The organism is Sporosarcina sp. USHLN248, from assembly GCF_037144575.1.
Lineage (GTDB): Bacteria > Bacillota > Bacilli > Bacillales_A > Planococcaceae > Sporosarcina > Sporosarcina contaminans.
On the sequence record NZ_JBBCZC010000028.1, the window covers coordinates 25,717 to 49,198 of the forward strand.

Genomic DNA, 23,482 nt, shown 5'->3' on the forward strand with positions numbered 1-23,482 from the left:
ACTCTATTTCATGAGCTTACAACGAATCCAAGCAACGAAGAATGCGAGCACTTGTCAACAGTGAAAGACTGCTTAAACGCAGTCTTTTTTTGTGCTCTCTCAGCTGTGAAAATAGAATGAGAGGAAGCGGAAATAATGATTTGTACAATACAGAAGGTTAGCAAGATGTTAGGCGGCAATATAATTTTTGAAAATTTATCCTTAGAAATTCAGACTGGCGATCGAGTGGGAGTCGTCGGACGGAATGGCAGCGGAAAAACGACTTTATTTAAATTGATTGCGGGGATAGAACAAGTAGATTCCGGTTCAATTCATTTTAAAAAAGGAACGAAAATCGGGTATTTATCGCAAATCCCGACCTTCGATCATCCAGTGACGGGCCATGACGTGTTAAAAAGTGCATTTACAGAGTTGATTGAAATAGAGAAGAAGCTTCAACAACTGGAAGTGAAATTGGCAAGTGCGGAGATAGAGCAAATGGAGCGGCTGCTATCGCAATATGGCGAGTTGCAGGAAACATTCATCCAACGAAACGGCTATGCAATGAATTCGGAAATTGAAAAAGTCATTAACGGACTTCAATTAAGGAAGTTTGTCGATCGAGACTTTGCGGATATGAGCGGCGGAGAACAGACGAAGACGATGTTAGGCAGACTGCTTTTGTCGAATCCTGACTTATTATTGTTAGATGAGCCGACAAATCATTTGGATTTATTCGCAGTGGAATGGCTTGAACAGTATTTGTCGGAATATGATGGCACAGTTGTCATCGTGTCGCATGACCGAGCCTTCTTAGATTGCGTTGTAGGTAAAATAGCAGATTTGGAAGAAGGAGAACTGCAGTTGTATCATGGCAACTACAGCTCGTTTGCTCAACAAAAAGAGGAGCGGCTGCTGCGGGAATTCCAGGACTATGAAGAACAACAAAAGAAAATCAAGAAAATGAAAGAAGCGATCAAACGGTTAAAAATATGGGCAAATGAGGCAAATCCACCGAATGCGGGGCTGCATAGGCAAGCTCGCAATATGGAGCGGGCGCTTGAACGGATGGAGAAAATTAGGAAGCCGCTCATTGATCCTAAGAAAATGGCACTCTCTTTTGAAGCATCGGATCGCAGCGGGAAAGAGGTCGTCGTCATGGAAGGAGTATGCAAATCGTTCGGCGAGCAACAAATTTTGTTTGATGCGGATTTGCATATTTATTGGAAGGATCGGGCGGCGATTGTCGGTCAAAACGGCAGCGGCAAATCAACGATCTTGAAATTGCTTACAAGTCAACTGCATGCAGATGAAGGAACATGTAAATTAGGGAGCAATGTAAAAACAGGTTATCTTTCGCAACATTTTGAAGTGAAAAATCCGAAGGCTCGCCTAATCGATGTATTTCGGGAAGAGGTTAGTGTGGAAGAGGGCGAAGCGAGACATATTTTAGCAAAATTTATGTTCTATGGGCCCGATGTATTCAAGCGGATGGGCGATTTGAGCGGCGGGGAAAGGATGAGGCTACGTCTAGCACAGCTTATGCATCAAGACGTGAACTTTCTTTTATTGGACGAACCGACGAACCACCTCGATATTGAATCCCGTGAGGTACTTGAAGATGCATTGGAAGATTTTACAGGGACGATTTTGGCAGTATCTCATGACCGTTACTTTTTAAATAAATTATTCACCCGAACAGCGTGGCTTGAAGAAGGGGACTTGACGCTGTTTGAAGGACCGTTTGATTGGGCGCGAGCGAAGTGGGAAGAACTGCGTGTTGTTGATAGCGGGAATGGGCAATGAGTTATTTTGAGTTATAGAAAATTGTAAGTGAATAAGGGGGAGCCAATACATGAATCTCATCGTAGATCATTCGATAGTATCAACTGCAGTTTCTGACCTTCAAAAGGTTTGCGCAACAAAAAGCGTTATCCCAATCCTCTCAGGAATTAAGATTGAGGCGGAAAAAGGCGCAATCAAGCTAACTGGCGGCAACTCAGAAATGTTTATGGAAAAGATGATTCCGATTGAGGGGAATGGGGAAATCATTGAAGAAGGCAGCATCGTAGTAGTGGCTAAGTACTTAAATGAACTGCTTAAAAAATTTCCGGGAAAAATTCAATTAAATGCGAGCGAGAAAAGCACTGTCATCATTAAATCTGGAGACATTACAACGAAGCTCAATCGTTTACATGTTGAACAATATCCCAAACTCCCAGCTTTTCAGTCATCGTATAACGTGAAAATGACATTAGGAGATTTAAAAGAGGCGATTAAGCAAACGTTATTCGCTGTTTCTAAAAGTGACAGCAAACCAGTGCTAACAGGTGTACAGTTTGTGTTCCAAAAAGGGAAACTTATTCTCACAGCGACCGATTCAAACCGCCTTTCCCGAAAAATGCTGCAAGTTCACTCAGAACATATGGAAAGCATAGTTGTGCCAGACTACTGCCTAAATGAGATATTGAATATAAAGGAAGCTGACGCGTCAGTCATTGAAATCGCTCACGATCGTAACCTGATTGCCATAAAAGTTAATAATACAACACTTCTATCGGTGCTGATTGAAGGACATTACCCAGACATTAGGGCATTGATTCCAAACGAATTTATCTCAAGGGTGAAAGTAAACAGGAAAAAATTGCTTGCAGGAGTAGAACGAGCATGTATATTCTCAGGATCATCGAAGCACAACGACGTCAATTTAAGACTATGCGATGGTGACTCCATCAAAATTACTTCCATTTCTACAGAAATCGGCATGATTGAAGAATACCAAAAGGTGCATACCGAAGGAGAAACCAACTTTTCGATTACATTGGATGGAAGATATCTTATAGAAGCGTTAAAAGGAATAAAAGAAGAGGAGATTACAATGCAATTCAATGGAAATATGAAACCAATTGTATTGAAATCGGAAAATAATCCATCGTATTTGCAGCTTATCTCACCGCGGAGAGCACATTGATTTTTTTTATAAACGAATAATTGCCCCTTAACTTTTTAGTTAGGGGGTTTTAGTTATTGTTCGCGGATGGGAGAGTTGTAATGGCGTGATCAATGATTTTGACAAATTAAAGGTTTAAGAACAGTGGGATAGCGTTACTAGATCAAACCAGTTTTATGCGTATCGAATCGTGGGACATTATAAATTTAGTAGCGTAGGCGCCTTCCAAGTGGCAGCGGAGCATAAGACTGTTTGTGTACGGACGCTAACGAGACTTATGGTGAGAAGCTACGCCAGCGCCGGAGCGGATTATAAAAGAGATGGAAAATAGCTGACTTTATGAGTATGTGGGATGCTGTTATGCGTGGCTAAGCAGTTTTATGCGCGGCAGATATGAATTATGTTTCTCTGTACCGTTTTATGCGAGCTGTGAGAGCATTATGCGTTTCAGAAGCAATTTATGCGTGTTGGATCGTAGGTTATGCGTTTCTGTGATGCAGGAGTGACAGTAGCGTAGGCACCTTCCAAGCGGCAGCGGAGCATAAGACTGTTTGTGTACGAACGCTAACGAGACTTATGGTGAGAAGCTACGCCAGCGCCGGAGCGGATTATAAAAGGGATGGAAAATAGCAGACTTTATGAGTATGTAGGATGCTGTTATGCGTGGCAAACCAGTTTTATGCGTGGCAGATATGAATTATGAGTTTCTGTACTGTTTTACGCGAGCTGTGAGAGCATTATGCGTTTTAAAAGCAATTTATGCGTGTTGGATCGCAGGTTATGCGTTTCTGTGATGCAGGAGGCATCCGCCAGCGCCGGAGCGGATATAAAAGAGATGGATAGTAGAATTTTATTCCAAAATACAAGAAAAAGCCTTGCAATTTATTTTCAAGCTGTGTATAGTATTGACCAGATGACCGAAATAGTATTTTGGTCAGTTGTAGTCGATGATGACTCTGGAGGTGAAGAATTGGATCGCAGACAAGAAATATTGGAAGCGGCAGCTAAATCTTTTTCTTTGTTCGGCTATAAAGCGACGACAATGGATCAAGTGGCGAAAATAGCAAATGTTGGCAAAGGGACGATTTACACGTTTTTCGCGAATAAAGAAGAACTCTTTAATGCCATTGTACTTCAAATGATTGAAGAAATGCGAGCTGTGTCGGACGCTGTTGCAGTAGAAGGAGCTTCATTTGAGCAAAACGCGCATGCGAGATTGATGCAAATGCTTAAATTTAGGAAAACGCATCTACTGTATGCAAAATTAATCGACGAAGAAAAAGAACTTCGCACGCCAGCTGTCATCGAAGTGCTATCTACCATTGAGCAGGAAATCGTTTCTTATGTGCGGGCGAAAATCGAGCGCGCCATCGAGAAGGGTGAGCTCAAACCTTGTGATACGGAGTTAGTGGCGTATCTTATCTTTAAGGCGTATCTTGCATTTGTTGTAGATTGGGGCAAAACACATGATGAGGAATTGTCCGAAGAACGGATCGCAGGATTGTTGAGCGCTACTATTTTTAAAGGTCTCTTAGCCTGAGACTTTCTTTTTTATCGCATAATGACCATAAAACTATTACGGTCACTTAGTTTTAATTGGAGGAATGACAATGAAGAAAACAATGACAGGAGCCGAGTGGAAACAGCTTTTGCGTTCCCGTAAAATGCTCGTTCCGATGATCGCGATTCTCTTCATTCCAGTTTTGTATGCAGGCATGTTCTTATGGGCTTTCTGGGATCCATACGCAAATATGGATGCTTTGCCTGTTGCAATTGTTAATATGGATGAAGGGGCCGAGATGGACGGAGAACAGTTGGCGCTCGGCGATGAATTAATTAGTAAGTTAGAGGATAGTAGCGATTTTAATTTCCATGTGCTGTCCAGAGAGGATGCAGAGGAAGGCTTAAGACAGCAGAAATATTATATTGCAATTGAAATTCCGGAGAATTTTTCACAACATGCAACAACACTTTTAGACGATAATCCGGAAAAAATGACGATTATTTATAAACCGAACGAAGGATTTAACTTCCTCTCCGCTCAAATTGGTGAAACGGCGATGGATCGGATACGGATGAAAGTGAATGAGGAAGTGACTGCGACGTATGCAGAGCAATTGTTTGATTCCATAAAAGAAATGGGCGATGGCTTTGGCGAAGCAGCGGACGGTACACAGAAGTTGCTCGATGGTGCTTCGGAGTTAGCTGATGGAACAGAGGATCTGAAAGGATATCTTGAAACATTGGCCGCAAGCACGATTACGTTGAAAGATGGATCCGCTGAGCTTGCAAAAGGTACGAATGAAGCAGCTAAAGGCGCCAATGAATTGAATAAAGGAATCGGTACATTGTCAGCAGGTGCAGTGGAGCTTCAAAAAGGAGCGAAGCAAGCGGCAGGCGGGGCAACGAATTTACAGCAAGGCCTTACGCAATATACGGAGAGCGTAGCGCAGTTGAAAGCGGCATATGCTCAAGTAGGCCAAAAAGAAAAAGAGTTCGGCCAGGCAGTCGGTACGTTAAGTGAGAAGGCAGGCGCATTACATGGTGCTGCGAATAAACTGACTGACGGTGCAAAAAGCGTCAATGCAGGCATTAATAATTTATCCGAGCAATTATCTCCAATCATAGCTACCTTACCTGAAGAGCAGCAAGCGGGCTTGAAAGCAGCTCTGCAGCAATTGCAGCAAGGCAGTGCAGAATTGTCCGGCGGCATGACGGAATTATCTTCTGGAACGGCAGCGCTTCAAGAAGGCGCGTCCCAAGTGAATGGGGCTGCTGGACAATTGCGTGACGGACATGCGCAAGCACTTGCGGGGCTTGAAAAATTGGACGGTTCATCTGCTCAATTAACGAGTGGTGCAGCGTCGCTTGCAGAAGGAAACAACGCGTTGGCAGCGGGCTTAAACAGCCTTGCAGAAGGTGTAGCTGCAGCGCAAAAAGGTTCTTCCGATCTATCAGCTGGCTTGAACGAATTGAATGCTGGTACAGGAACGTTGCAGGAAGGAACAGGCACGCTAGCCTCTAAATCAAGAGAGCTTGCGGATGGTTCTTCGAAATTGACGGATGGCATGAAAGAATTAAATGATGGTACTCTTACATTGCAAGAAAAATTATCTGAAGCAAATGAAACAGCAAGCGAAGTAAACCCTAACGAAAAGACCTATGAAATGGCATCAGCACCGGTTAAAGTCGACAAGGAAGGCATTTATGAAGTGCCGAATTATGGTACAGGTTTTGCACCTTATTTCATCTCTTTAGGGCTATTTGTAGGCGCATTGCTCCTATCGATCGTCTTCCCGATGGTTGAACCGGCAATGCCTCCGACTGGTCCATTTAGATGGTTTACAAGTAAGGTATCTGTTTTAACGATTGTAGGCATTATCCAAGCGCTTGTCGCAGTACTCATTATTAAGTTTGCGCTTCATATGGAAACGGTAAATATGCCGATGGTCATTGTGACGGCAATCTTAACAAGCTTTACATTCATTGCAATCGTTCAAATGCTTGTATCGATGTTCAGCGATGCAGGACGGTTTATGGCAATCCTTGTGTTGATTCTTCAATTGACGACGAGTGCAGGAACATTCCCATTGGAATTAATTCCTGAACCGCTTCAAGTTTTCAATACATTATTGCCGATGACGTATTCGGTCCAAGCATTTAAAGCGTCGATCTCTACTGGGGATATGGCACATCTGTGGGCGAATAATGGTGTACTGATCGGTTTTACAGTAGCATGTTTATTAATTACTTTCGGTTATTTCGCTTTACTTTTCAAAAGAAGATATTCAAAAGAAACAGTAGAAGCATAATGAAAAGCGATCCGTGGACGGAAAATGTCCATCGGATCGCTTTTTTATGAGCCTACATAGTCTCCGCCGTCAACATGGATTGTTTGTCCTGTCATGTAGCTTGAGTCATTTGAAGCAAGGAACACATAGGCTGGCGCATTTTCAGCTGGTTGGCCGCGTCGTTTGACAGGTGTATCGGAGCCGTGTTGCTCAACCTTTTTGGCATCGAAAGACGCTGGGATGAGCGGCGTCCAAATCGGTCCGGGTGCAACTGCATTTACGCGTATCCCTTTATCTGCCAAATTCAATGCTAAGGAACGAGTGAAAGTAGTAATTGCTCCTTTCGTCGCTGAATAATCGATCAACCCCGGGGATCCGTTATAAGCGGTTACGGAAGAAGTGTTGATAATGCAATCTCCTTCTTTCATATGTGATAAAGCCGCTTTGGATAAAAAGAACAGCCCAAAGAAATTCGTCTCGAAAGTTTCTCTCAGCTGATCTCCTGAAATAGTAGCAATATCGTCTTGCGGGAATTGTTTGCCGGCGTTATTAACCAAAATGTTCAAACTGCCGAATTCAGTGATGACTTCATCGATTAGTTTTTCGCAGTTTTCTTCTTCGCTAATATCGATTCTAATCTTTTTCGCTTTACCGCCGTATTTTTTTATAAGTTCTACTGTATGATCCGCATCGACGTCTTCCACTTCATCCAAATAGGCAATCGCAACATTGGCTCCTTCTTTCGCAAATGCAACTGCAACTGCTCGTCCGATGCCGCTATCTCCGCCGGTAATTAAAGCGTTTTTCCCAGAAAGTTTCCCGGAACCTTTATAATTTTCGTCATCATACAGTGGGGCAGGATTCATTTTTGCTTCTACACCAGGCTGATGATTTTGTGTTTGTGGTGGCACTTGGTCTTTTTTCTCGAATTTGTCGTTTGTCAATTCTGCTTCCTCCTTCATCATATAAGCTATAATTTGGTATTCCCTTTTTCGTAGCATAAAAACAAATAGCATAAGACAAAGAAAATAGGCGGCTGATCGGTTGGGATAAACCTGCGCGGTTTAACTGAAATGTTGGTAAATACTGTTATGCTTGTTTATAAACAAAAAAGGAACCAAGTAGAGGATTGACTGTCTTGGTTCCTTTATTCATTAAAGCAATCCGACCCATTTCCAGTACGTCGCACTGAACAGCAATATGAGCAAATAGCCAATGATTGTCAATGGTACACCGGATTTCAAAAAGTCTCTTACGGTAAATGAACCGGTTCCGTATGCCAACATGTTTTGCGGTGCACTTACTGGCAGCAAGAAGCCGAAACTGATGACGAATTGCTGGATGAGGACGAATCCGACTTCATTGACATCGATTGCAATCGTCGTTGCCAATGCAATGAAAATTGGAATTAAAGCGGATGATAAGCTCGTGGCACTCGCAAATCCTAAGTGAATTAAAATATTGAATAACGAAAGTAAAGCGATTGTTGCAATCAGCGGCATATGATCGAGTCCCATAGCTCCAAACACTTTGTCTGACAACCATTGGGCACCTGTTGTATCCAATAAGAGAGTTCCTAAAGCAATTCCTACCGCAAAGACGATGATCGTTCCCCAAGGGATGAGACGCTCTACCGTTTTCCAATCGAACACCCCGATTTTTGGTGTAAGCAATATTGCAATCGCCACTAATGTAACGGTCGTTGTATCCAACGGGTGAAGTTTTTCCTCGGTCGCCCAAAGGAATAGAAGTGCTAGCGAAATGACGATGAGCCGAATTTCCGCTGGTTTTATCGGACCTAACTCTTTTAATTGCCCCTCAATCAATTCTTTTCCACCTTCAACGACTTGTGTTTCGGGTTTTATGAGCTTTATCATGACAAAATATAAAACGACGGACATAATGATCGACCAAGGTGCTGCATATAAGAACCAAGAACTCCAAGCGACCGATACGCCAAATTCTTTCTCGATAAACCCTAATGCAACCATATTTTGAGCCGCCCCCGTTTTGATTCCGATATTCCATATGGAAACGGATTGTGCCGCTGTTATGACGAGTAATGCACCGAGCCGGCTATTATGCGGCAAGCCGAAAGCGGCCACCATGCCTAATAGAATTGGAACAACTGCACCTGCTCTTGCGGTTGCACTTGGCACGAAAAATGCCAAAATAATGGAAACTAAAATGGCCCCGAAAACGATAGCCCCCGTTTTCACGCCAACTTTCGATAAAATGTACAAAGCGAGCCGTTTATGCAAATTGGTCGCCTGCATGGCAGCAGCTAAGAAAAGTGCAGCTGCAACTAATGCAACGGCAGAGTTTGAAAAGCCGCCCAACGCCATTGTTAGAGCGTTTTTCGTACCGACAATTGTATCTGGGTTCGCAATATCTGGGGAAAATCCAATTAGAAGGGCGACGAGACCGATAATCATCGCAGCGCTTACAGGGTAAGAGACAGCTTCGGTCACCCATAAAATAACTGCAAAAGCCAATATAGCCAATGCGCGCTGTCCCATAACCGGTAAATCATGAGGTGTCGGCAAAAGGACAATGATAATCATGACAATAAATGCGAGAGCAATCCATATTGGTTTCAAGTTCCTTTTGGGCTTTTCGGTAGCTGCAGTTTTGACCATGAAGTTTCAATCCCTTTCTCTATTTATTGAGTTTGAAGTGACAATGTGATTGGCAAAGCATGATCTGTCGTATAGATTACCCGTTCGGTGATATTTGAAAACAGGGAGGGAATAGGGGCACTTGTTTGATTCAGAAAAAAACCGCAACGCCCGAAAAGGACGCTGCGGATATATAATAGATGATCTGTAATTATAAAATGCGGGTTTTAGCTCCATCAGCTATTGTGATATGGATATTTCTTGAATAGGCGTTATTAATAGGTCTAAAAACATCTGATACATCTATAAGTTCCTGTAATTTGACAGTTCTCGTACGCTTCCCCTCAATTGTGATCGTATATGGACCATTCAAATTCATGAGGGATTCCACTTGCGAGCCAACTTCCACAAAGGGAGAGTCCAAGAAATTTAGTTGAAAAGTGACCGTGTCGCTTGAATGGTTAAATAGCTCCAGCTCACATTTTTCCGTGCAATAAACCATCAATAACAGTTTCAAAGTCACATTTGCCGCTTCGATCGTATGATATTGCATAGATGTCACTCGCGAAATTATTTTGATAAACCGATATAAGAAGCCCCGGTAATACTGTGTAGATGATTAAGACGGAAAGAACTGGCGGAAATAGTATTTCTTTATCCCGATGATGAGTAAGATCAAGGCGATGATCAATAAAATGGTTCCTATAATGCCATACATAATATAACCGTCCGCATTTTTGATCGGAAGGAACATGAACGCTACTAAGGAGTTTCCTGAATTGTTGTTAGGAAACGGGAAATATAAACATATGCATATACAAAAAAGGATTGCTGAGATAATCAGTACGGATTTATTTTTTATCAATAGATCCCGCCTCCCCTACGTGCTCATTTAACAAGTGACAACTAGTCTTTTTCACTTATTCAAAGCTTGAAAGAAGAACGACTAAAAGAAGAGCAATCCTGCACTAATGACGATCCCACTCAGAAGTAAGATGAACACACAGTAGCCCATAATGTCCTTTGCTCGCAATCCCGCGATCGCAAGTGCAGGCAATGCCCAAAACGGCTGGATCATATTTGTCCAAGCATCACCCCAAGCAATGGCCATCGCGGTTTTTGAATAGCTGACGCCTAATGTTTGTGCAGCATCTAACATGATCGGTGCCTGTACTGCCCATTGTCCGCCGCCTGATGGAACGAAGAAATTTACAAGACCGGCTGCGTAGAAAGTAAAGAGCGGAAACGTCACTTCATTCGATATACTGACGAACCATCCCGACATGACAGCAGCAAGACCAGAATCAGTCATCATGCCCATAATGCCTGCATAAAACGGGAACTGGATAATAATTCCTCCCGTCGTTTTAACAGCATTGGCAACGGCAGCTAAGAATCGTTTCGGGGTGCCGTGGAAAATAATCCCCAACGTGAAGAACATTAAGTTGACGATATTTAAATTCAAATCGAAACCTTTTGTTGCAAAGTGATGAATTAAATAAATAATTCCCAAAGCACCGATTAGCATGGAAAGTACTGTGCTGTTTTCTAACCGCTCAGCGGGAGTAAGCTGTTCTTCTTTTTGGAATTCAGTTTCATCCTCTAATAGCGATGGATCAATTGTAATTGTATCATTCGGCTTTGGCATCATAAATCTGTTCAATAGTGGCACCGTAACGAATAAAATACCGACAATAAGTAGATTGTATGTAGAAAAAATCGTTTCGGATGTAGGAACTACACCCATATGATTTGCATAAGGATGACCTGCCGTTGCGATAGATAACGGAATAGAACCTCCTAAGCCCCCATGCCAGACGATAAATCCCGAATAAGCGCTGGCGATTAACAGCCGGTAATCGACGGTTGTTACCTTTTTCGCGATTTCTTTTGCAAACAAAGCACCAATAACAAGTCCAAATCCCCAGTTGATCCAACAAGCGATCAAAGAAATGACAGTGACGAGCAAAATAGCAGATCCTGGTGACTTTGCTGAACTTGATAGTGAACTTAGCACCTTCTTAAAAACTGGACTGCTTGCTAAAACATGCCCCGCAAGTAATACGATAACCATTTGCATCGTAAAAGATAGTAATTCCCAAAAGCCATCTCCCCAGTGAACGGCCATGTCAAGTGGATTGGAATCAGTAAAAACTATGCCTAACGCAAAAACAACTAAAGTCAAAATCGCTACAAATATGTACGGATCTGGCAAGAAACGTTCCATTATTGTGTTTGACCATCTTGTGAGAGTTTTCATAAACATTTCCCCTTTCGTTTTTCCCCAATCAAGAATAGCATATTCCTTATATTCTATGAATATTTCATTTTCGAAAGAGTGTAACTAAATTGGCTGTTAGCAGTCTAATAGTGAAAAGGGAGAATTCGAAAGGGTGAAATGTATTGAGAAAATCATTTCTTTGGTTGGGGACGATTTTGTTTGCAACAGTCATTGTGTTACTATTTGCGTCCCAAAAAGTAGAGGTGCGTGCTGCTAATGTGGCGGTAGCAGAACATGGTTGGCAGGTGCATTTTTCTTCAGCTTTAAATAAAAAAGCGATTGATGAAGGGCATATTTTCATTACAAATTCAGCAAATAAGAAAGTAGATGCAGAATTAAAGCTTTCAGAAGATAGGAAAACGTTGAAAGTGAATGGACTAAAGGCTGATGAATATATGCTGAATTTGGAGGATGAGGCTGTTCATAGCAAGCTCTTTAAAACGTTAAAACAGAAAAAGATTGATTTCACTGTTTATGATTCGGTCAGTTCCGTTCAATCTGCAGAAGATTTAGAGGCGTATTTTGCGAGAGCAAAAAGCTTTTACGGAACGGATGCAATTGAGTATGAAGAAGAATCCTCTAATTCAGTATCAGTAGAATCGAGCGCCAAAGAAGATTCGGCAATCAGCGGCTCTGACCATTCAACGACAAACGTTCAAGTAGCGGGAGTAGATGAGGCGGACTTCGTCAAAACAGACGGCCAATATGTATATGCGATTAGCCAAGGAGAAAAAATCACGATTACGGATATCCGCAATCCGCAAAAAATGAAAGTCTTATCAGAGATTAAGCGAGAAGAAGGCTATAACCCAATGCAATTGTTTTTGCATGATGATCTATTAATCGTCTTAGGAAGTAAAATGGAACAAAATGATAGAAACGATAGACGCTATTACAATTTTGATCATTTTACGACAGTTCGACTGTATTCGATCACGGATAAGGCAAAGCCGCAGCTTATTCGGGAAATTGGCGCAGAAGGATACATGAACACGGCGCGTAAAACAGGTGATTTGTTATATGTTATAACGAATATGCAGCCGATGTATTGGATTATGGAAGATTTAGAAGGAGAAAAATTACGTCCCGCGCTTTATGATTCATCTGAGAAAAAAGCAAAATCTTATATGGCTTATGAAGACATTTCGATTTTACCAGGGGCTGTTGAGCCTACTTATTCCATTATTACAGCAATCGACTTATCGACTCCTGCAAAAAGCACTTTAAAGACGAAAGGATTTTTAGGGAGCAGCGAGATCGTGTACATGACGAAGGATCATCTATATTTAACAGCTACGCAATTTGAAAAAAATAATGGTATGGAAGAGAAGATGATTTGGAATCCGGAGAATATGTCGACAGCGTTTTTTAAATATAAATTGGACGGTGTCAATGTAACATTTCAACGTTCAGCTGAAATGAAAGGAACAGTGTTGAATCAATTTTCGATGGATGAGTATAATGATCATTTCCGTGTCGCAATGACAGAAGGAAATATGTGGAACACCCAAAGGCCATCGCAAAATCATTTATATATTTTCGATGAAAACATGAAATTGACTGGTTCGGTAAAAGGAATGGCAAAAGGGGAGCGCATTTACTCTGCAAGATTTATGGGAGAGAAAGCATATATCGTCACCTTTCGGGAAACTGACCCGTTATTTGTCATAGACGTAGCGAATCCTGCGAAACCGACCGTCTTAGGAGAATTAAAGATAGAGGGCTTCTCCAATTATTTGCATCCAATCGATGAAAATCATCTCATTGGTTTTGGATATGACACTGTCGCAGAGAAAAATCCTTCTGGCGGCGAGCCGATTATCCGGACGAAAGGGATGAAACTCTCTTTGTTTGACGTTACCGATTTTTCGAATCCGAAAGAGAAAGATAAAACAATTATCGGCGGCTCGGGAACGCATTCGCCTTTGCAATATGATCATAAAGCATTGTTCAAGCAGCCGAAGCAAAACTTGTACGGTTTCCCTGCAAGTATTTATGAGGAAGGCGAGAAAAATCACGAAGTGAATTACATCGGTTCGGGAGCGTTGATTTATGAAATCACACCTGAAAAAGGAATTGTCCTAAAGGGTGATTTGATCAAGCGGAAAGCGAAGGGGCAGCAATATGAAGAATGGGAAAAGCAAATTCAGCGCATTATTTATAGCGGAAACCATCTGTATACACTTTCCCATTCCGAAATAACGAGTTATGAAATAGATACTTACAAAGAAACGGGCAAATTGAATATACAATGAAAACGGGACGAATTGTCCCGTTTTTTCTTTGAATTATGAGTTCAACTCATATAAGACAATCACTGTTAAAAAAGCGAAAGATACAGCTCCTTTTTCGATATTGTGTTTTTAAACATGCTTCGATAAGATGGGGTAAAGTGAAACTTCAAATGGGAGCGTTACAAGGTCTTATGCCTTTTACTGACTGATTGTTGAGCCGATTAGAGCTATGCGATTACGGATAGAGATAACGCTGCCTGTTTAGGCGGGTTAAATAGAACAGACAAGGGGGGCTGATCTTGTCTACTGATAAAGAATTAGCGATTGATTGTTGCCTATTGGCTGGCCGACTTATGATGGAAGCGGGCGCGGAAACGTATCGGGTGGAAGATACGATGGAACGAATGGCTCGAACGCAGGAGCTTCATTCGATCGAAAGTTTTGTAACGCCAACTGGCATCATATTATCACCAGGCAGTCCGCATCATACAAAATTAAGCCGCATTAAAAATCGCTCGACCGATCTTGAGAAAATAGCGCTTGTCAACGATATTTCCAGAAAATTATCTACCGGCGATTACTCATTGGAGGAAGCGTATGATCGTTTGCGGAAAATTGAAAAGGCGAATGTATCATTTCCGGTTTGGTTGCAAATTTTGGCGGCAGGTATTGCAAGCGGCAGTTTTTTAATACTATTTGAAGGTATTTGGACCGATTTTCCAGCCGCAGTCCTTTCAGGGGCAATCGGCTATACTTTTGTAATGCTTATACAGGAATTAACAAAAGTGAAATTTTTTGCAGAATTTATTGCATCACTATTTGTCGCATTGATCGGTTATCTAGCGGTGCAGTTCCAGTTAGGTTCAGAGCTGGATAAAATCATAATCGGTGGTGTGATGCCGTTAGTTCCTGGACTGCTAATTACGAATGCTGTCCGGGACTTGATGGCGGGGCATTTCATGTCTGGTTTATCGAAAGGGGCGGAGGCATTTTTAACGGCTTTCGCGATCGGGGCGGGCGTCGCTTTAGTGCTGTCTTTCTGAAAGTAGGTGGTAGTTGTGCAATGGATTATTCAAGCGGTTCTAAGCTTTCTTGCGGCGACGGGCTTCGGCATCATATTCAATGCTCCAAGGAAGATGCTGCTCTATAGCGGCTTAGTTGGAATGGCTGGTTGGCTCGTCTATAGTCTTTTCAATACGATGACAGAAGATCCTGTTCGATCTTCGTTCTTAGGTGCGTTCGTAGTCGCGCTCGTTGCACATATATACGCAAGACGATTTAAAACACCGATGATCGTCTTTAGTGTGGCAGGTATAATTCCGCTCGTTCCAGGGGGGATGGCGTATAATGCAATGCGCCATATTGTGGAAAACGATTATCTCACTGCTATTTCATTCGCTTCACGGGCTTTCATGGTATCAGGTGCCATTGCGATGGGATTAGTATTCGCGGAAGTTTTCATTCAACTGATGTTCCGGACGCGCATGAGAAAAAGCAAATCTTGAAATCACAGCCGTACGTTTTAAGATGACAAAACTGGTATTGGGGGAACCAAATTGAAAAAAGTATTTTTTTTTATGATTTTGCTACTTTCTTTTTCGTTGGTGGGCTGTGGGAGAAATTTGCAGATGAACTCCATTTCCGAAGCGAAGTTGTCTGAAAGGGAAAAAGCTATACTTACAAGTACAGCAGAACAATCTTTTGTATTTGATTTTACAACCGATGATCATTATAAAGAAGCGGAAGTGTGGGTAGATAAGTACGAGGCAGGTAAATTCATTGGCGAGGTCAATCATCTATCCATGGAAATCAAAAATAGCGGAACAATGATTTTTACGACATCAAGAATGTCTCAAGAAAGCGATCCAGCCACTTTTACTGTCAGTATAAGCAGCGATGGCAACATAGGTACTGGATGGAATCCGGAAATGATCAATAAAGAGGAAATGAGCGCCATTTGGGGAAGCAATTCATCAGATGCCATTTCGATCGAGGAAGATATCGTATTAGGTTATATCGGTTATGCAAGAAACGAACAGGAGAGTGTCAGCTCTCTATCTACCGGTTTTTACGGCGATATGGAAAATCGTATGGATGAGTTAGGAAAATTTGATATTGTATACTTATTGAAATGTAAATTCAAATAATTGGCGTTCGGTTACATGAAGAAAGGCGAAGGAATGAATCTCATTCCTTCGCCATTTTTTATATCATGTGGAATTCATTTAGCTTTAGCCTATAAGTTTTGAAAGATCTCCTCCGCAGTGACAGGAGCCCCGATATAATAGCCTTGCACCGCATCTACGCCCATTTCCTTCAACAGTTCAAACTGTTCTTCGGATTCGACGCCTTCAGCAACAACGTAAAAGCCCATTGTTTTGCTGAAAAGAATCATTCCTTCGACCAGCTTCTTGTTTTTAGGCATTGTTAATAAAGACTGGATAAAGACTTTGTCGATTTTCACTTTAGAAATCGGCAAGCTTTGCATATAACGGAACGATGCGTAGCCGGTTCCGAAATCATCTAATGTGAATTGGATGCCGTCTTCTTGCAGCTTTTTCATCTGCAAAACAATTGAATGTTCTTGCTCTGCCTGCAAAGCAAACTTTTCAGTGATTTCCAGTTGGATTTTATTGGAAGGGCACTTTGTTTTCTCTAATATATTCGTTAATTTTTCATGCATTTGAGAATTATTGAATTCTCTTACGGATGTATTGACGGAAATAATGGCATCATGCTTCTTGTTCGATAGAGTGACCGCCATTTTTGCCGCTTCTTCAATGACGAATGCGCCAATTGCATGAATATGTCCGTTTTCTTCGGCAATCGGTATTAATTCATCTGGCATAATATAGCCTAATTCTTCATCTTGCCATCTAACTAGTGCCTCATAAACAGTCGTCTCACCTGTAGCGATATCCATTTGCGGCTGGTAGACGACTTGTAAATTACGATGGTCCAAAGCAGTGAGCATTTTTTTATCTATTTTCGAACGGCGATTCAATATGACATGGGATTCCGTCGAAAGGCATGCGATTTTGCCGCCGCCTTGGTCTGTAATGTTTTTCGTTGCGGTTAAAGCCGCTTTAATTAGATGTGTAAATGTTTGCTGGTCCTCTGGATAACGGACTATGCCACCGCTCACTGTTAGCGGAAGTGCTTTATTGTCAATATAGATCGGCTGCTCTTTCAAGAAAGATAGAAAGCCTTGTACAAACCAGTCGCCGAAAGACGTCAATACGACGAATTGGCTTACGCCGACCCGCGCAATCGGCTCATCTTGGAAAAATCTTTTTAACCGATTCGTGAACTCTTGTATTAAAATCGACTCAGAATCATATGATTGCAAATCTTTGAGTGTATAATAATGATCGATTGTAATATAAACAAAAGAAAAATGTCGATCGTCCCGAATAAATTCGTTTACCATCGTCTCTAATTTATGGCGGCTCATAAGTCCCGTCTCAAAGTCGAGGAACGCAATTTGCTGAAGCTGTTCCTTCAACTTCACATCATCGGTTATATCCAATTCGATGAAGGTGGCAGATTCTAATTTTTTATTGGAATTCATTATTGGAATAGCAAGCATTTTAACGAAATATGGATCGCCATGGCGTGTCATTTTTTCGATGGATCCAAACCATGTTTTGCCGTTTAGAACTCGATTCCAAATCGTGTGCGCTTCCAATTGGTTATCCTCATTATCGGGAAACATCTGCCAAAAAGACTTTCCCATTATACGTTTTGGTGTCCATTTGCTTGTTGCTAAGAAGTTGTTATTAGAATAGGTTATCAAGCCTTCACCATCCGTACGGGTTACCATATAAAATTGTTCGAGACCTTTCATGATATGCGGCAATTCTGTCGGGGTTTTTTCATTTGCCGAATTCATCTATCTGTCCCCTTTCGGATGTTATGGTATTTATTATATAGGAAGTTTGCCAATTAAACATCCTATCTATGGAAAATTACTATATACCTATGTAATTTGTAAACAAATCGTGAAATTGGCAGGTGTTTTTAATGAAAAGAGTAAAAGGCATTATGATGATTATTTTTGGCGCTATGCTCTGGGGAGCAACTGGCCCGATGATTGAATGGCTATTGGCAGCAAGCCATATGTCCATCTCCTTTATGTTAATTATTCGTCTCATTTTAGCAGGGGCAGGAATTCTATTTGCCTTAAAAATCAAAGGAATTGCTATCTTGCAGCCATTGCGCCATAAAGTATGGTTAAGACAACTGATGATCTTTGGTATTTTTGGCATGTTAGGTGTGCAACTCACTTTTGTAGGTTCAATTGAGTCAAGCAATGCTGTCATTGCAACGTTATTTCAGTTTTTAGCACCAATATATATTATCCTTTTCGTTTCATTGCGTCAAAAATCGAAGCCGCCGATTGCGCAAATCATCGGGATGGCTGTTACGCTAACAGGTCTTTTTCTTTTATTGACCAATGGGACGTTTTCGGGCATCGCACTTTCCAGTGAGGCACTTTTGTGGGGCGTTGCAGTCGGATTTGCTTTTGCTTTTTATACACTTTACCCTGTGCGACTTATGGATGAATGGGGCGTATTGATCGTCGTTGGGTGGGGAATGTTAGTTGGAGGTATAGTGCTATTCATTTTCAATGTGATGAATTTCCCAAAAGAGCTCAATGTATTAACGGATAGTAAAATTTCAGCCGTTCTTTTACTTATTATTGTAGTTGGGACAGCCGCCTTTTTATTGTTCCTTGGCAGTATGAAATATATTTCTCCAGTTGAAACGAGCATACTATCGAGCTTCGAGCCGTTAACAGCAATGGTGATTTCTGTTTTATGGTTCGGTCAAGTATTAGGTGCATACCAGATGATAGGTGCTCTCATTATGCTCGTTGGAGTTACAGGTTTATCAGTGGCAGGGAGTAAAGTGAAGGAGGATGCATAACAGCTTCCTTCTCGGCTTCTTGACAAACGTTCACATACTGCGAATTGAACAATGAAGAGTTCGATTTGCAGCTTTTCTGCGTTACTTGCGGAAATTAAAGTGCTGCGGAAGTCGCTCACTTAGACTGCCTTCCATGTGGCAAGCGTTTTCAAGCCAAACCAAAAACCTTCAAAAGATTATTGACAAAGTGAAATAATACTTTGTCTACAGTCTGAGGGAGGATGCATAATGGTGTTCTTCCTTTTGCAATTCTGTTTTTATTATCGGAACAGTTGTAAGTGAATAAAAATTCTTTCATTCGCTATACAGATTGTCTAAACTGTGGCATAATGATGACAAATATAATTCGTAAACCGAAAGATTTTTGGGGGTTGTAACATGAAGACCGTATTTTCTTACGCCAAGCCCTACAAATGGCTAATTGTAATCGCGCTACTATTAATGTTGATGGAGCTATCTGTTGAACTAATTCAGCCGTTGCTGATTGCTAAAATAATTGATGATGGGATTTTAGCTGAAAATGTAAAGGTCATTTGGACATGGGGAAGTGTCATGATGGCTTTATCATTTATCGCTTTCTTCGCAGGCGGAGTCAACTCCTTTTTTGCGGCTCATGCTTCACAAAGCTTTGCATTTGACTTGAGGCAGGCGTTGTTTCGCCAAGTTCAGTCTTTTACGATGGCAACATTTCTCAGGTTTCCAACTTCAGGTTTAATTACAAGATTGACGAGTGATATTACGATGGTGCAAAACGTCTTGTTCATGGGGCTACGCATTATGCTGCGAGCTCCATTGTTAGTCGTAGGAAGCCTCGTCATGGCATTTGTCGTCAATGTGAAATTGGCGCTTTATTTATTGATTGGCGCACCGGTTCTGCTCATTTTTTTAATCGTCATGGCACGTAAAGGAGTCGGTTTGTTTGCCCAAGTGCAGAAACGTCTGGACCGGGTCAATCGGGTCATTCAAGAGAATTTACAAGCTGTTAGGCTTATTAAAGCCTATTTACGCGGCGCTTACGAAGCAACCCGTTTTTCGAAAGTAGCGGATTTATTGCGTAAAAATACAGTGACTGCAATGCGGATGATGGAGCTTATTTTGCCAGTGCTGCTGTTCATTATGAATGCGAGCTTAATGGCCGTGCTTTGGTTTGGGGCGGGGGAAATCCAGAGCGGAGATGCCCAAGTCGGTGAACTTGTCGCGATTGTTAACTATGCACTGCGAATGACAGGAGCGTTCTCAATGTTCGCCTTCATTATCGTTTCGCTATCCCGTGCAAAAGCTTCAGCTGAGCGGATGGAAGAAGTGTTGTTGGCGAATGACGATTTAGAAGACCATCAAGGGGAAAGCTCTGGAATGATCGACTTGGAAGGGGATTTGCGTTTTGAAGACGTGTCCTTCTATTATCCGGGTAAAGCAGAACCTATTTTGGATCGAGTTTCCTTCCATGTGTCACCGGGAGAAAAATTGGCGATTATGGGATCGACAGGAGCGGGTAAGTCGACTTTGCTTAATTTAATACCTCGTATTTTTGACCCGACTGACGGGGAGATCTATGTTAGCGGCAAAGAAGTTCGCGACTGGCCACTAAAGGAGCTTCGGGATGCCATTGGTCTTGTCCCGCAGCAATCGATTTTATTTACAGGTTCAATAATGGAGAATTTATCCTGGGGAGATACAGACGCTCCGGTCGACGAATTGGAAGAGGCAGCAAAAAAGGCGCAAATCCATGAGTCGATTGATTTATTTCCTAAAAAGTATGAAACGCGCGTAGGGCAAAAAGGTGTCAACTTATCGGGCGGGCAAAAGCAGCGTCTTTCCATTGCAAGAGCACTTGTCCGGAAGCCGTCCATACTTATTTTAGATGACAGTACGAGCGCACTGGACGTTAAAACAGAAACGGCATTGTGGGATGCTTTGGAAGGGGAGCGTGCAACGATGTTAGTCGTTACCCAGAAAATCCAAACTGCCAAAGGCGCAGATCATATCCTTCTGTTGGATGAAGGGAAAGTAGTCGGTTACGGTACGCATGCCGATTTGATGGAGCAATCCGCGCTCTACCGTAAAATCGCACAATCTCAATCAGAAGAGGAGGCGGTGATCGATGTTGCGAACCATTCGTAAACCATTCGGATACGAACCGATCATAAGGAAAGAGGATATTAAAGGTCCGTCCCGCAAAAAAGTAGAGCGGGCAAGCGATTGGAAATCGGTGCTTTGGAGAATTTGGAAATTAGTCGATGAACAGCGAGCCCTGCTCATTACGGTTCTGTCATTAGTGTTTGTCAGTTCCGTCCTGTCGTTGTTAGGACCTTTCTTAATTGGTAAAATCATTGACCTACATATTATTCCAATGCAGTTCGATGGCTTGGCAGGAAAAATTGGATTGCTAATTGCTATCTATGTTGGTCTTTCATTCGCACTTTATTTCCAAAGTTTTTGGATGGTAGGTATTGCACAAAAAACAGTATTACGGCTGCGGACAGACTTGTTTTCTCATTTGCAAAAGCTGCCGGTGTCATTTTTTGATCGAAGACAGCATGGGGAATTGATGAGCCGGGTGACGAATGATATTGAAAACGTCAGCCAAACATTAAACTCTTCTTTCGTGCAAGTGTTTTCAAGTATCTTGACGTTAGTCGGCACGTTGGCGGTCATGTTATATTTAAGCCCGATTTTGACATTGCTGACGATGGTTATCGTGCCCGTCATGTTTATCGCGGTTCGCTGGATTACACGCCGTACAGGATTGCTTTATAAGGAACAGCAACGAGCGGTTGGTGAATTGAACGGAATGATTGAAGAAACGATTTCTGGTCAGCGGATCGTCAAAGCATTTTCGCAGGAAGAGCGAATGATGGACGAATTTGCCGAAAAAAGTAGCTATCTTCGCAGGACAGGTTTTTGGGCATTGACGTATGCAGGTTTCATTCCAAAAGTGATGAACATGCTAAACAACGCAAGCTTTGCGATTGTGGCGGGCGTTGGGGGACTGTTAGCTTTAAAAGGGAACGGCATCGTTACAATCGGAACGATCGTCATATTTTCAGAATATGCACGTCAATTCACAAGGCCACTGAATGATCTTTCCAACCAGTTCAATACAGTGCTTTCAGCGATTGCTGGCGCGGAGCGGGTGTTTAAAATTATGGATGAACCAATTGAAGAAGATGATGCGACAGAGCACGAGGATACAATTTTAACGGGAGATGTAAAGTTCAAGGATGTCTCTTTCGGATATTCTGTCGATACAGATGGTTATACGATCAAAAATGTTTCATTCCACGTGAAGCCTGGCGAGACAGCCGCCTTCGTCGGTGCAACCGGAGCAGGGAAAACGACGATCATGCAATTGTTGGCGCGTTTCTATGAAGTAGATAAAGGCGATATTTACATCGATGGCATTTCAATTCGCGAGCTCCCTCGGAAGACATTGCGCAACCAAATGGCATTTGTTTTGCAAGATCCATTCCTTTTTGAAGCGACCGTTATGGAAAATATTCGTTATGGCCGTTTGGATGCAACGGATGAAGAAGTAATAGAAGCTGCGAAAAAGGCAAATGCGCATAATTTCGTTTCTCGATTGGAAAATGGATATGACACTGTGCTGACAGCCGATGGCGGAGAGATTTCACAAGGTCAGAAACAGCTTCTGTCAATTGCGAGGGCGTTAGTTGCCGATCCAGTATTGCTATTGTTGGATGAAGCGACGAGCAGCATTGATACGGTGACGGAGCTGGAGATTCAGGAAGCGCTCGATAGGCTTATGGAAGGAAGGACGAGTTTTGTCATTGCCCATAGGCTGAACACTGTACGGAAGGCTGATACAGTATATGTAATGGGGCAAGGAGAGCTCATTGAATCAGGCAGCCAGGAAGAATTGATTGAGCGGCAAGGAGTTTATTACAACATGCTTTTGGAATCGAAAGTGTGAGCAATCGTTGAAAGCAGAAGAAGAAGAAGAGACGATCTGGAAAACCCAGAATGTCTCTTCTTGTTATTTCGTCTCTTGGAAATTCAATTCATTGCCATCATCAAAATCAACTTCCAATTCAAATTTGGAGTAGTTATCCAAGCCGAACCATTCCAAAATGGCATCTCGGGCATCTTCACCGGAAGTATCTTTCGTCAATTTAAGCTTCATGAAAAACTCATCTAACTTATCGATCGCTTCCGTGTCTTTTAAATGGATATTCGTCAATTGATCTTGATACGAAGCATCTACATCCTTATCTACGTCGTATTCCACGTCAATCGCATCTTTGCCGTCCACTTCGATTTCCAAGTCGAACTTATCGAATCCATACCCGTCGCCTTGGTTAATGGTGCCGCCAGATTCATCGGAAACATTTGTAACACTATCCGTACTTTGATCATTTTCTTGAGTGTTGTTGTTATTCTTTTGGTCAGATTTTCCGCATGCAGATAGCATTAGGATGGATGCCAATAGGAAAGTTCCTAACAGGCTGAATTTCTTCAACAGATTCACGACCTCTCTATATTCTCTATTTTCATTTTTCCACGAAAGGAAAAATTTAAACCATAGAGATCTGAATTTGAGTCAAAGGAAGTAAGAAAATGTTTGAAAAAGAGGCTGGGACATAACTAGCTTTAAATAAGAAAAAAGTGAAATTGAGCTCGCTCAATTTCACTTTTTTTCATTTTTTAAAGTCCCCCTTTCCTGTTGGCCGTGAATTTTCGTA

General features: G+C 42.0%; 17 protein-coding genes. 11 read left to right on the forward strand and 6 right to left on the reverse strand.

Annotated features, from left to right (window positions below):
* Positions 1 to 135 precede the first annotated feature (135 nt).
* The 4 genes from abc-f to WFH04_RS12210 all read left to right on the forward strand — a co-directional run bounded on the left by abc-f (position 136) and on the right by WFH04_RS12210 (position 6,741).
* Complete coding sequence (abc-f, locus tag WFH04_RS12195; protein ID WP_336824332.1) at positions 136 to 1,785, forward strand: ribosomal protection-like ABC-F family protein; 1,650 nt, start codon at positions 136 to 138, stop codon at positions 1,783 to 1,785.
* 49 nt (positions 1,786 to 1,834) lie between these two features.
* Complete coding sequence (gene dnaN / locus WFH04_RS12200; RefSeq protein WP_336824333.1) at positions 1,835 to 2,950, forward strand: DNA polymerase III subunit beta; 1,116 nt, start codon at positions 1,835 to 1,837, stop codon at positions 2,948 to 2,950.
* Positions 2,951 to 3,899: 949 nt separating this feature from the next.
* Positions 3,900 to 4,469: a TetR/AcrR family transcriptional regulator gene (locus tag WFH04_RS12205; RefSeq protein ID WP_336824348.1), complete on the forward strand. Its 570-nt coding sequence runs from the start codon at positions 3,900 to 3,902 to the stop codon at positions 4,467 to 4,469.
* Positions 4,470 to 4,539: 70 nt separating this feature from the next.
* Positions 4,540 to 6,741, forward strand: coding sequence for a YhgE/Pip family protein (locus WFH04_RS12210; RefSeq protein ID WP_336824334.1), 2,202 nt, complete (start codon positions 4,540 to 4,542; stop codon positions 6,739 to 6,741).
* 44 nt (positions 6,742 to 6,785) lie between these two features.
* On the opposite strand, the gene WFH04_RS12215 is transcribed toward WFH04_RS12210, so the two are convergent.
* The 4 genes from WFH04_RS12215 to WFH04_RS12230 form a co-directional block, all read right to left on the reverse strand.
* On the reverse strand, positions 6,786 to 7,685 hold the full coding sequence (locus WFH04_RS12215) for an SDR family oxidoreductase (protein ID WP_381481448.1): 900 nt from the start codon (positions 7,683 to 7,685) through the stop codon (positions 6,786 to 6,788).
* A 189-nt stretch (positions 7,686 to 7,874) separates the two neighbouring features.
* On the reverse strand, positions 7,875 to 9,359 hold the full coding sequence (locus WFH04_RS12220; RefSeq protein ID WP_336824336.1) for a DASS family sodium-coupled anion symporter: 1,485 nt from the start codon (positions 9,357 to 9,359) through the stop codon (positions 7,875 to 7,877).
* A gap of 190 nt (positions 9,360 to 9,549) precedes the next feature.
* Positions 9,550 to 9,891 carry a hypothetical protein gene (locus WFH04_RS12225; protein ID WP_336824337.1) on the reverse strand — a complete coding sequence of 114 codons (342 nt, stop codon included), beginning with the start codon at positions 9,889 to 9,891 and terminating at the stop codon, positions 9,550 to 9,552.
* A gap of 393 nt (positions 9,892 to 10,284) precedes the next feature.
* Positions 10,285 to 11,598, reverse strand: coding sequence for a short-chain fatty acid transporter (locus tag WFH04_RS12230; RefSeq protein ID WP_336824338.1), 1,314 nt, complete (start codon positions 11,596 to 11,598; stop codon positions 10,285 to 10,287).
* A 143-nt stretch (positions 11,599 to 11,741) separates the two neighbouring features.
* On the opposite strand from WFH04_RS12230, the gene WFH04_RS12235 reads away from it, so the two are divergent.
* From WFH04_RS12235 to WFH04_RS12250, 4 genes are all read left to right on the forward strand, one after another.
* Positions 11,742 to 13,874, forward strand: a complete 2,133-nt coding sequence (locus tag WFH04_RS12235) for a beta-propeller domain-containing protein (RefSeq protein ID WP_336824339.1) — start codon at positions 11,742 to 11,744, stop codon at positions 13,872 to 13,874.
* 275 nt (positions 13,875 to 14,149) lie between these two features.
* Entirely contained in the window at positions 14,150 to 14,896 is a 747-nt protein-coding gene (locus tag WFH04_RS12240; protein ID WP_336824349.1) for a threonine/serine exporter family protein, read from the forward strand.
* A gap of 15 nt (positions 14,897 to 14,911) precedes the next feature.
* Complete coding sequence (locus WFH04_RS12245; protein WP_336824340.1) at positions 14,912 to 15,358, forward strand: threonine/serine exporter family protein; 447 nt, start codon at positions 14,912 to 14,914, stop codon at positions 15,356 to 15,358.
* Between the two features lie 51 nt (positions 15,359 to 15,409).
* Positions 15,410 to 16,000 carry a hypothetical protein gene (locus WFH04_RS12250; protein WP_336824341.1) on the forward strand — a complete coding sequence of 197 codons (591 nt, stop codon included), beginning with the start codon at positions 15,410 to 15,412 and terminating at the stop codon, positions 15,998 to 16,000.
* A gap of 89 nt (positions 16,001 to 16,089) precedes the next feature.
* Here the strand turns inward: WFH04_RS12250 and WFH04_RS12255 are convergent, their stop codons facing one another.
* Positions 16,090 to 17,745, reverse strand: coding sequence for a sensor domain-containing protein (locus WFH04_RS12255; RefSeq protein WP_336824342.1), 1,656 nt, complete (start codon positions 17,743 to 17,745; stop codon positions 16,090 to 16,092).
* A gap of 131 nt (positions 17,746 to 17,876) precedes the next feature.
* Here WFH04_RS12255 and WFH04_RS12260 point away from each other — a divergent pair, with 131 nt between their 5' ends.
* The 3 genes from WFH04_RS12260 (at position 17,877) to WFH04_RS12270 (ending at position 22,713) form a co-directional block, all read left to right on the forward strand.
* The gene (locus WFH04_RS12260; protein ID WP_336824343.1) at positions 17,877 to 18,782 is read left to right on the forward strand and encodes a DMT family transporter; all 906 of its coding nucleotides are present in this window, start codon (positions 17,877 to 17,879) and stop codon (positions 18,780 to 18,782) included.
* A gap of 378 nt (positions 18,783 to 19,160) precedes the next feature.
* On the forward strand, positions 19,161 to 20,903 hold the full coding sequence (locus WFH04_RS12265) for an ABC transporter ATP-binding protein (RefSeq protein ID WP_336824344.1): 1,743 nt from the start codon (positions 19,161 to 19,163) through the stop codon (positions 20,901 to 20,903).
* Positions 20,884 to 22,713 carry an ABC transporter ATP-binding protein gene (locus WFH04_RS12270; RefSeq protein WP_336824345.1) on the forward strand — a complete coding sequence of 610 codons (1,830 nt, stop codon included), beginning with the start codon at positions 20,884 to 20,886 and terminating at the stop codon, positions 22,711 to 22,713. Before WFH04_RS12265 ends, WFH04_RS12270 begins: the two co-directional genes overlap by 20 nt.
* A gap of 63 nt (positions 22,714 to 22,776) precedes the next feature.
* Here the strand turns inward: WFH04_RS12270 and WFH04_RS12275 are convergent, their stop codons facing one another.
* Positions 22,777 to 23,259 (reverse strand): YusW family protein, encoded by a 483-nt coding sequence (locus WFH04_RS12275; protein ID WP_336824346.1) that lies wholly within the window; start codon positions 23,257 to 23,259, stop codon positions 22,777 to 22,779.
* Between the last annotated feature and the right edge of the window lie 223 nt (positions 23,260 to 23,482).

Coding starts and splice junctions, on each gene's coding strand:
- WFH04_RS12230 (WP_336824338.1), bottom strand. CDS start 11,598: ATGAAAACTCTCACAAGATGGTCAAACACAATAATGGAACGTTTCTTG.
- WFH04_RS12260 (WP_336824343.1), top strand. CDS start 17,877: ATGAAAAGAGTAAAAGGCATTATGATGATTATTTTTGGCGCTATGCTC.
- dnaN (WP_336824333.1), top strand. CDS start 1,835: ATGAATCTCATCGTAGATCATTCGATAGTATCAACTGCAGTTTCTGAC.
- WFH04_RS12210 (WP_336824334.1), top strand. CDS start 4,540: ATGAAGAAAACAATGACAGGAGCCGAGTGGAAACAGCTTTTGCGTTCC.
- WFH04_RS12220 (WP_336824336.1), bottom strand. CDS start 9,359: ATGGTCAAAACTGCAGCTACCGAAAAGCCCAAAAGGAACTTGAAACCA.
- abc-f (WP_336824332.1), top strand. CDS start 136: ATGATTTGTACAATACAGAAGGTTAGCAAGATGTTAGGCGGCAATATA.
- WFH04_RS12225 (WP_336824337.1), bottom strand. CDS start 9,891: ATGCAATATCATACGATCGAAGCGGCAAATGTGACTTTGAAACTGTTA.
- WFH04_RS12255 (WP_336824342.1), bottom strand. CDS start 17,745: ATGAATTCGGCAAATGAAAAAACCCCGACAGAATTGCCGCATATCATG.
- WFH04_RS12215 (WP_381481448.1), bottom strand. CDS start 7,685: ATGATGAAGGAGGAAGCAGAATTGACAAACGACAAATTCGAGAAAAAA.
- WFH04_RS12270 (WP_336824345.1), top strand. CDS start 20,884: ATGTTGCGAACCATTCGTAAACCATTCGGATACGAACCGATCATAAGG.
- WFH04_RS12265 (WP_336824344.1), top strand. CDS start 19,161: ATGAAGACCGTATTTTCTTACGCCAAGCCCTACAAATGGCTAATTGTA.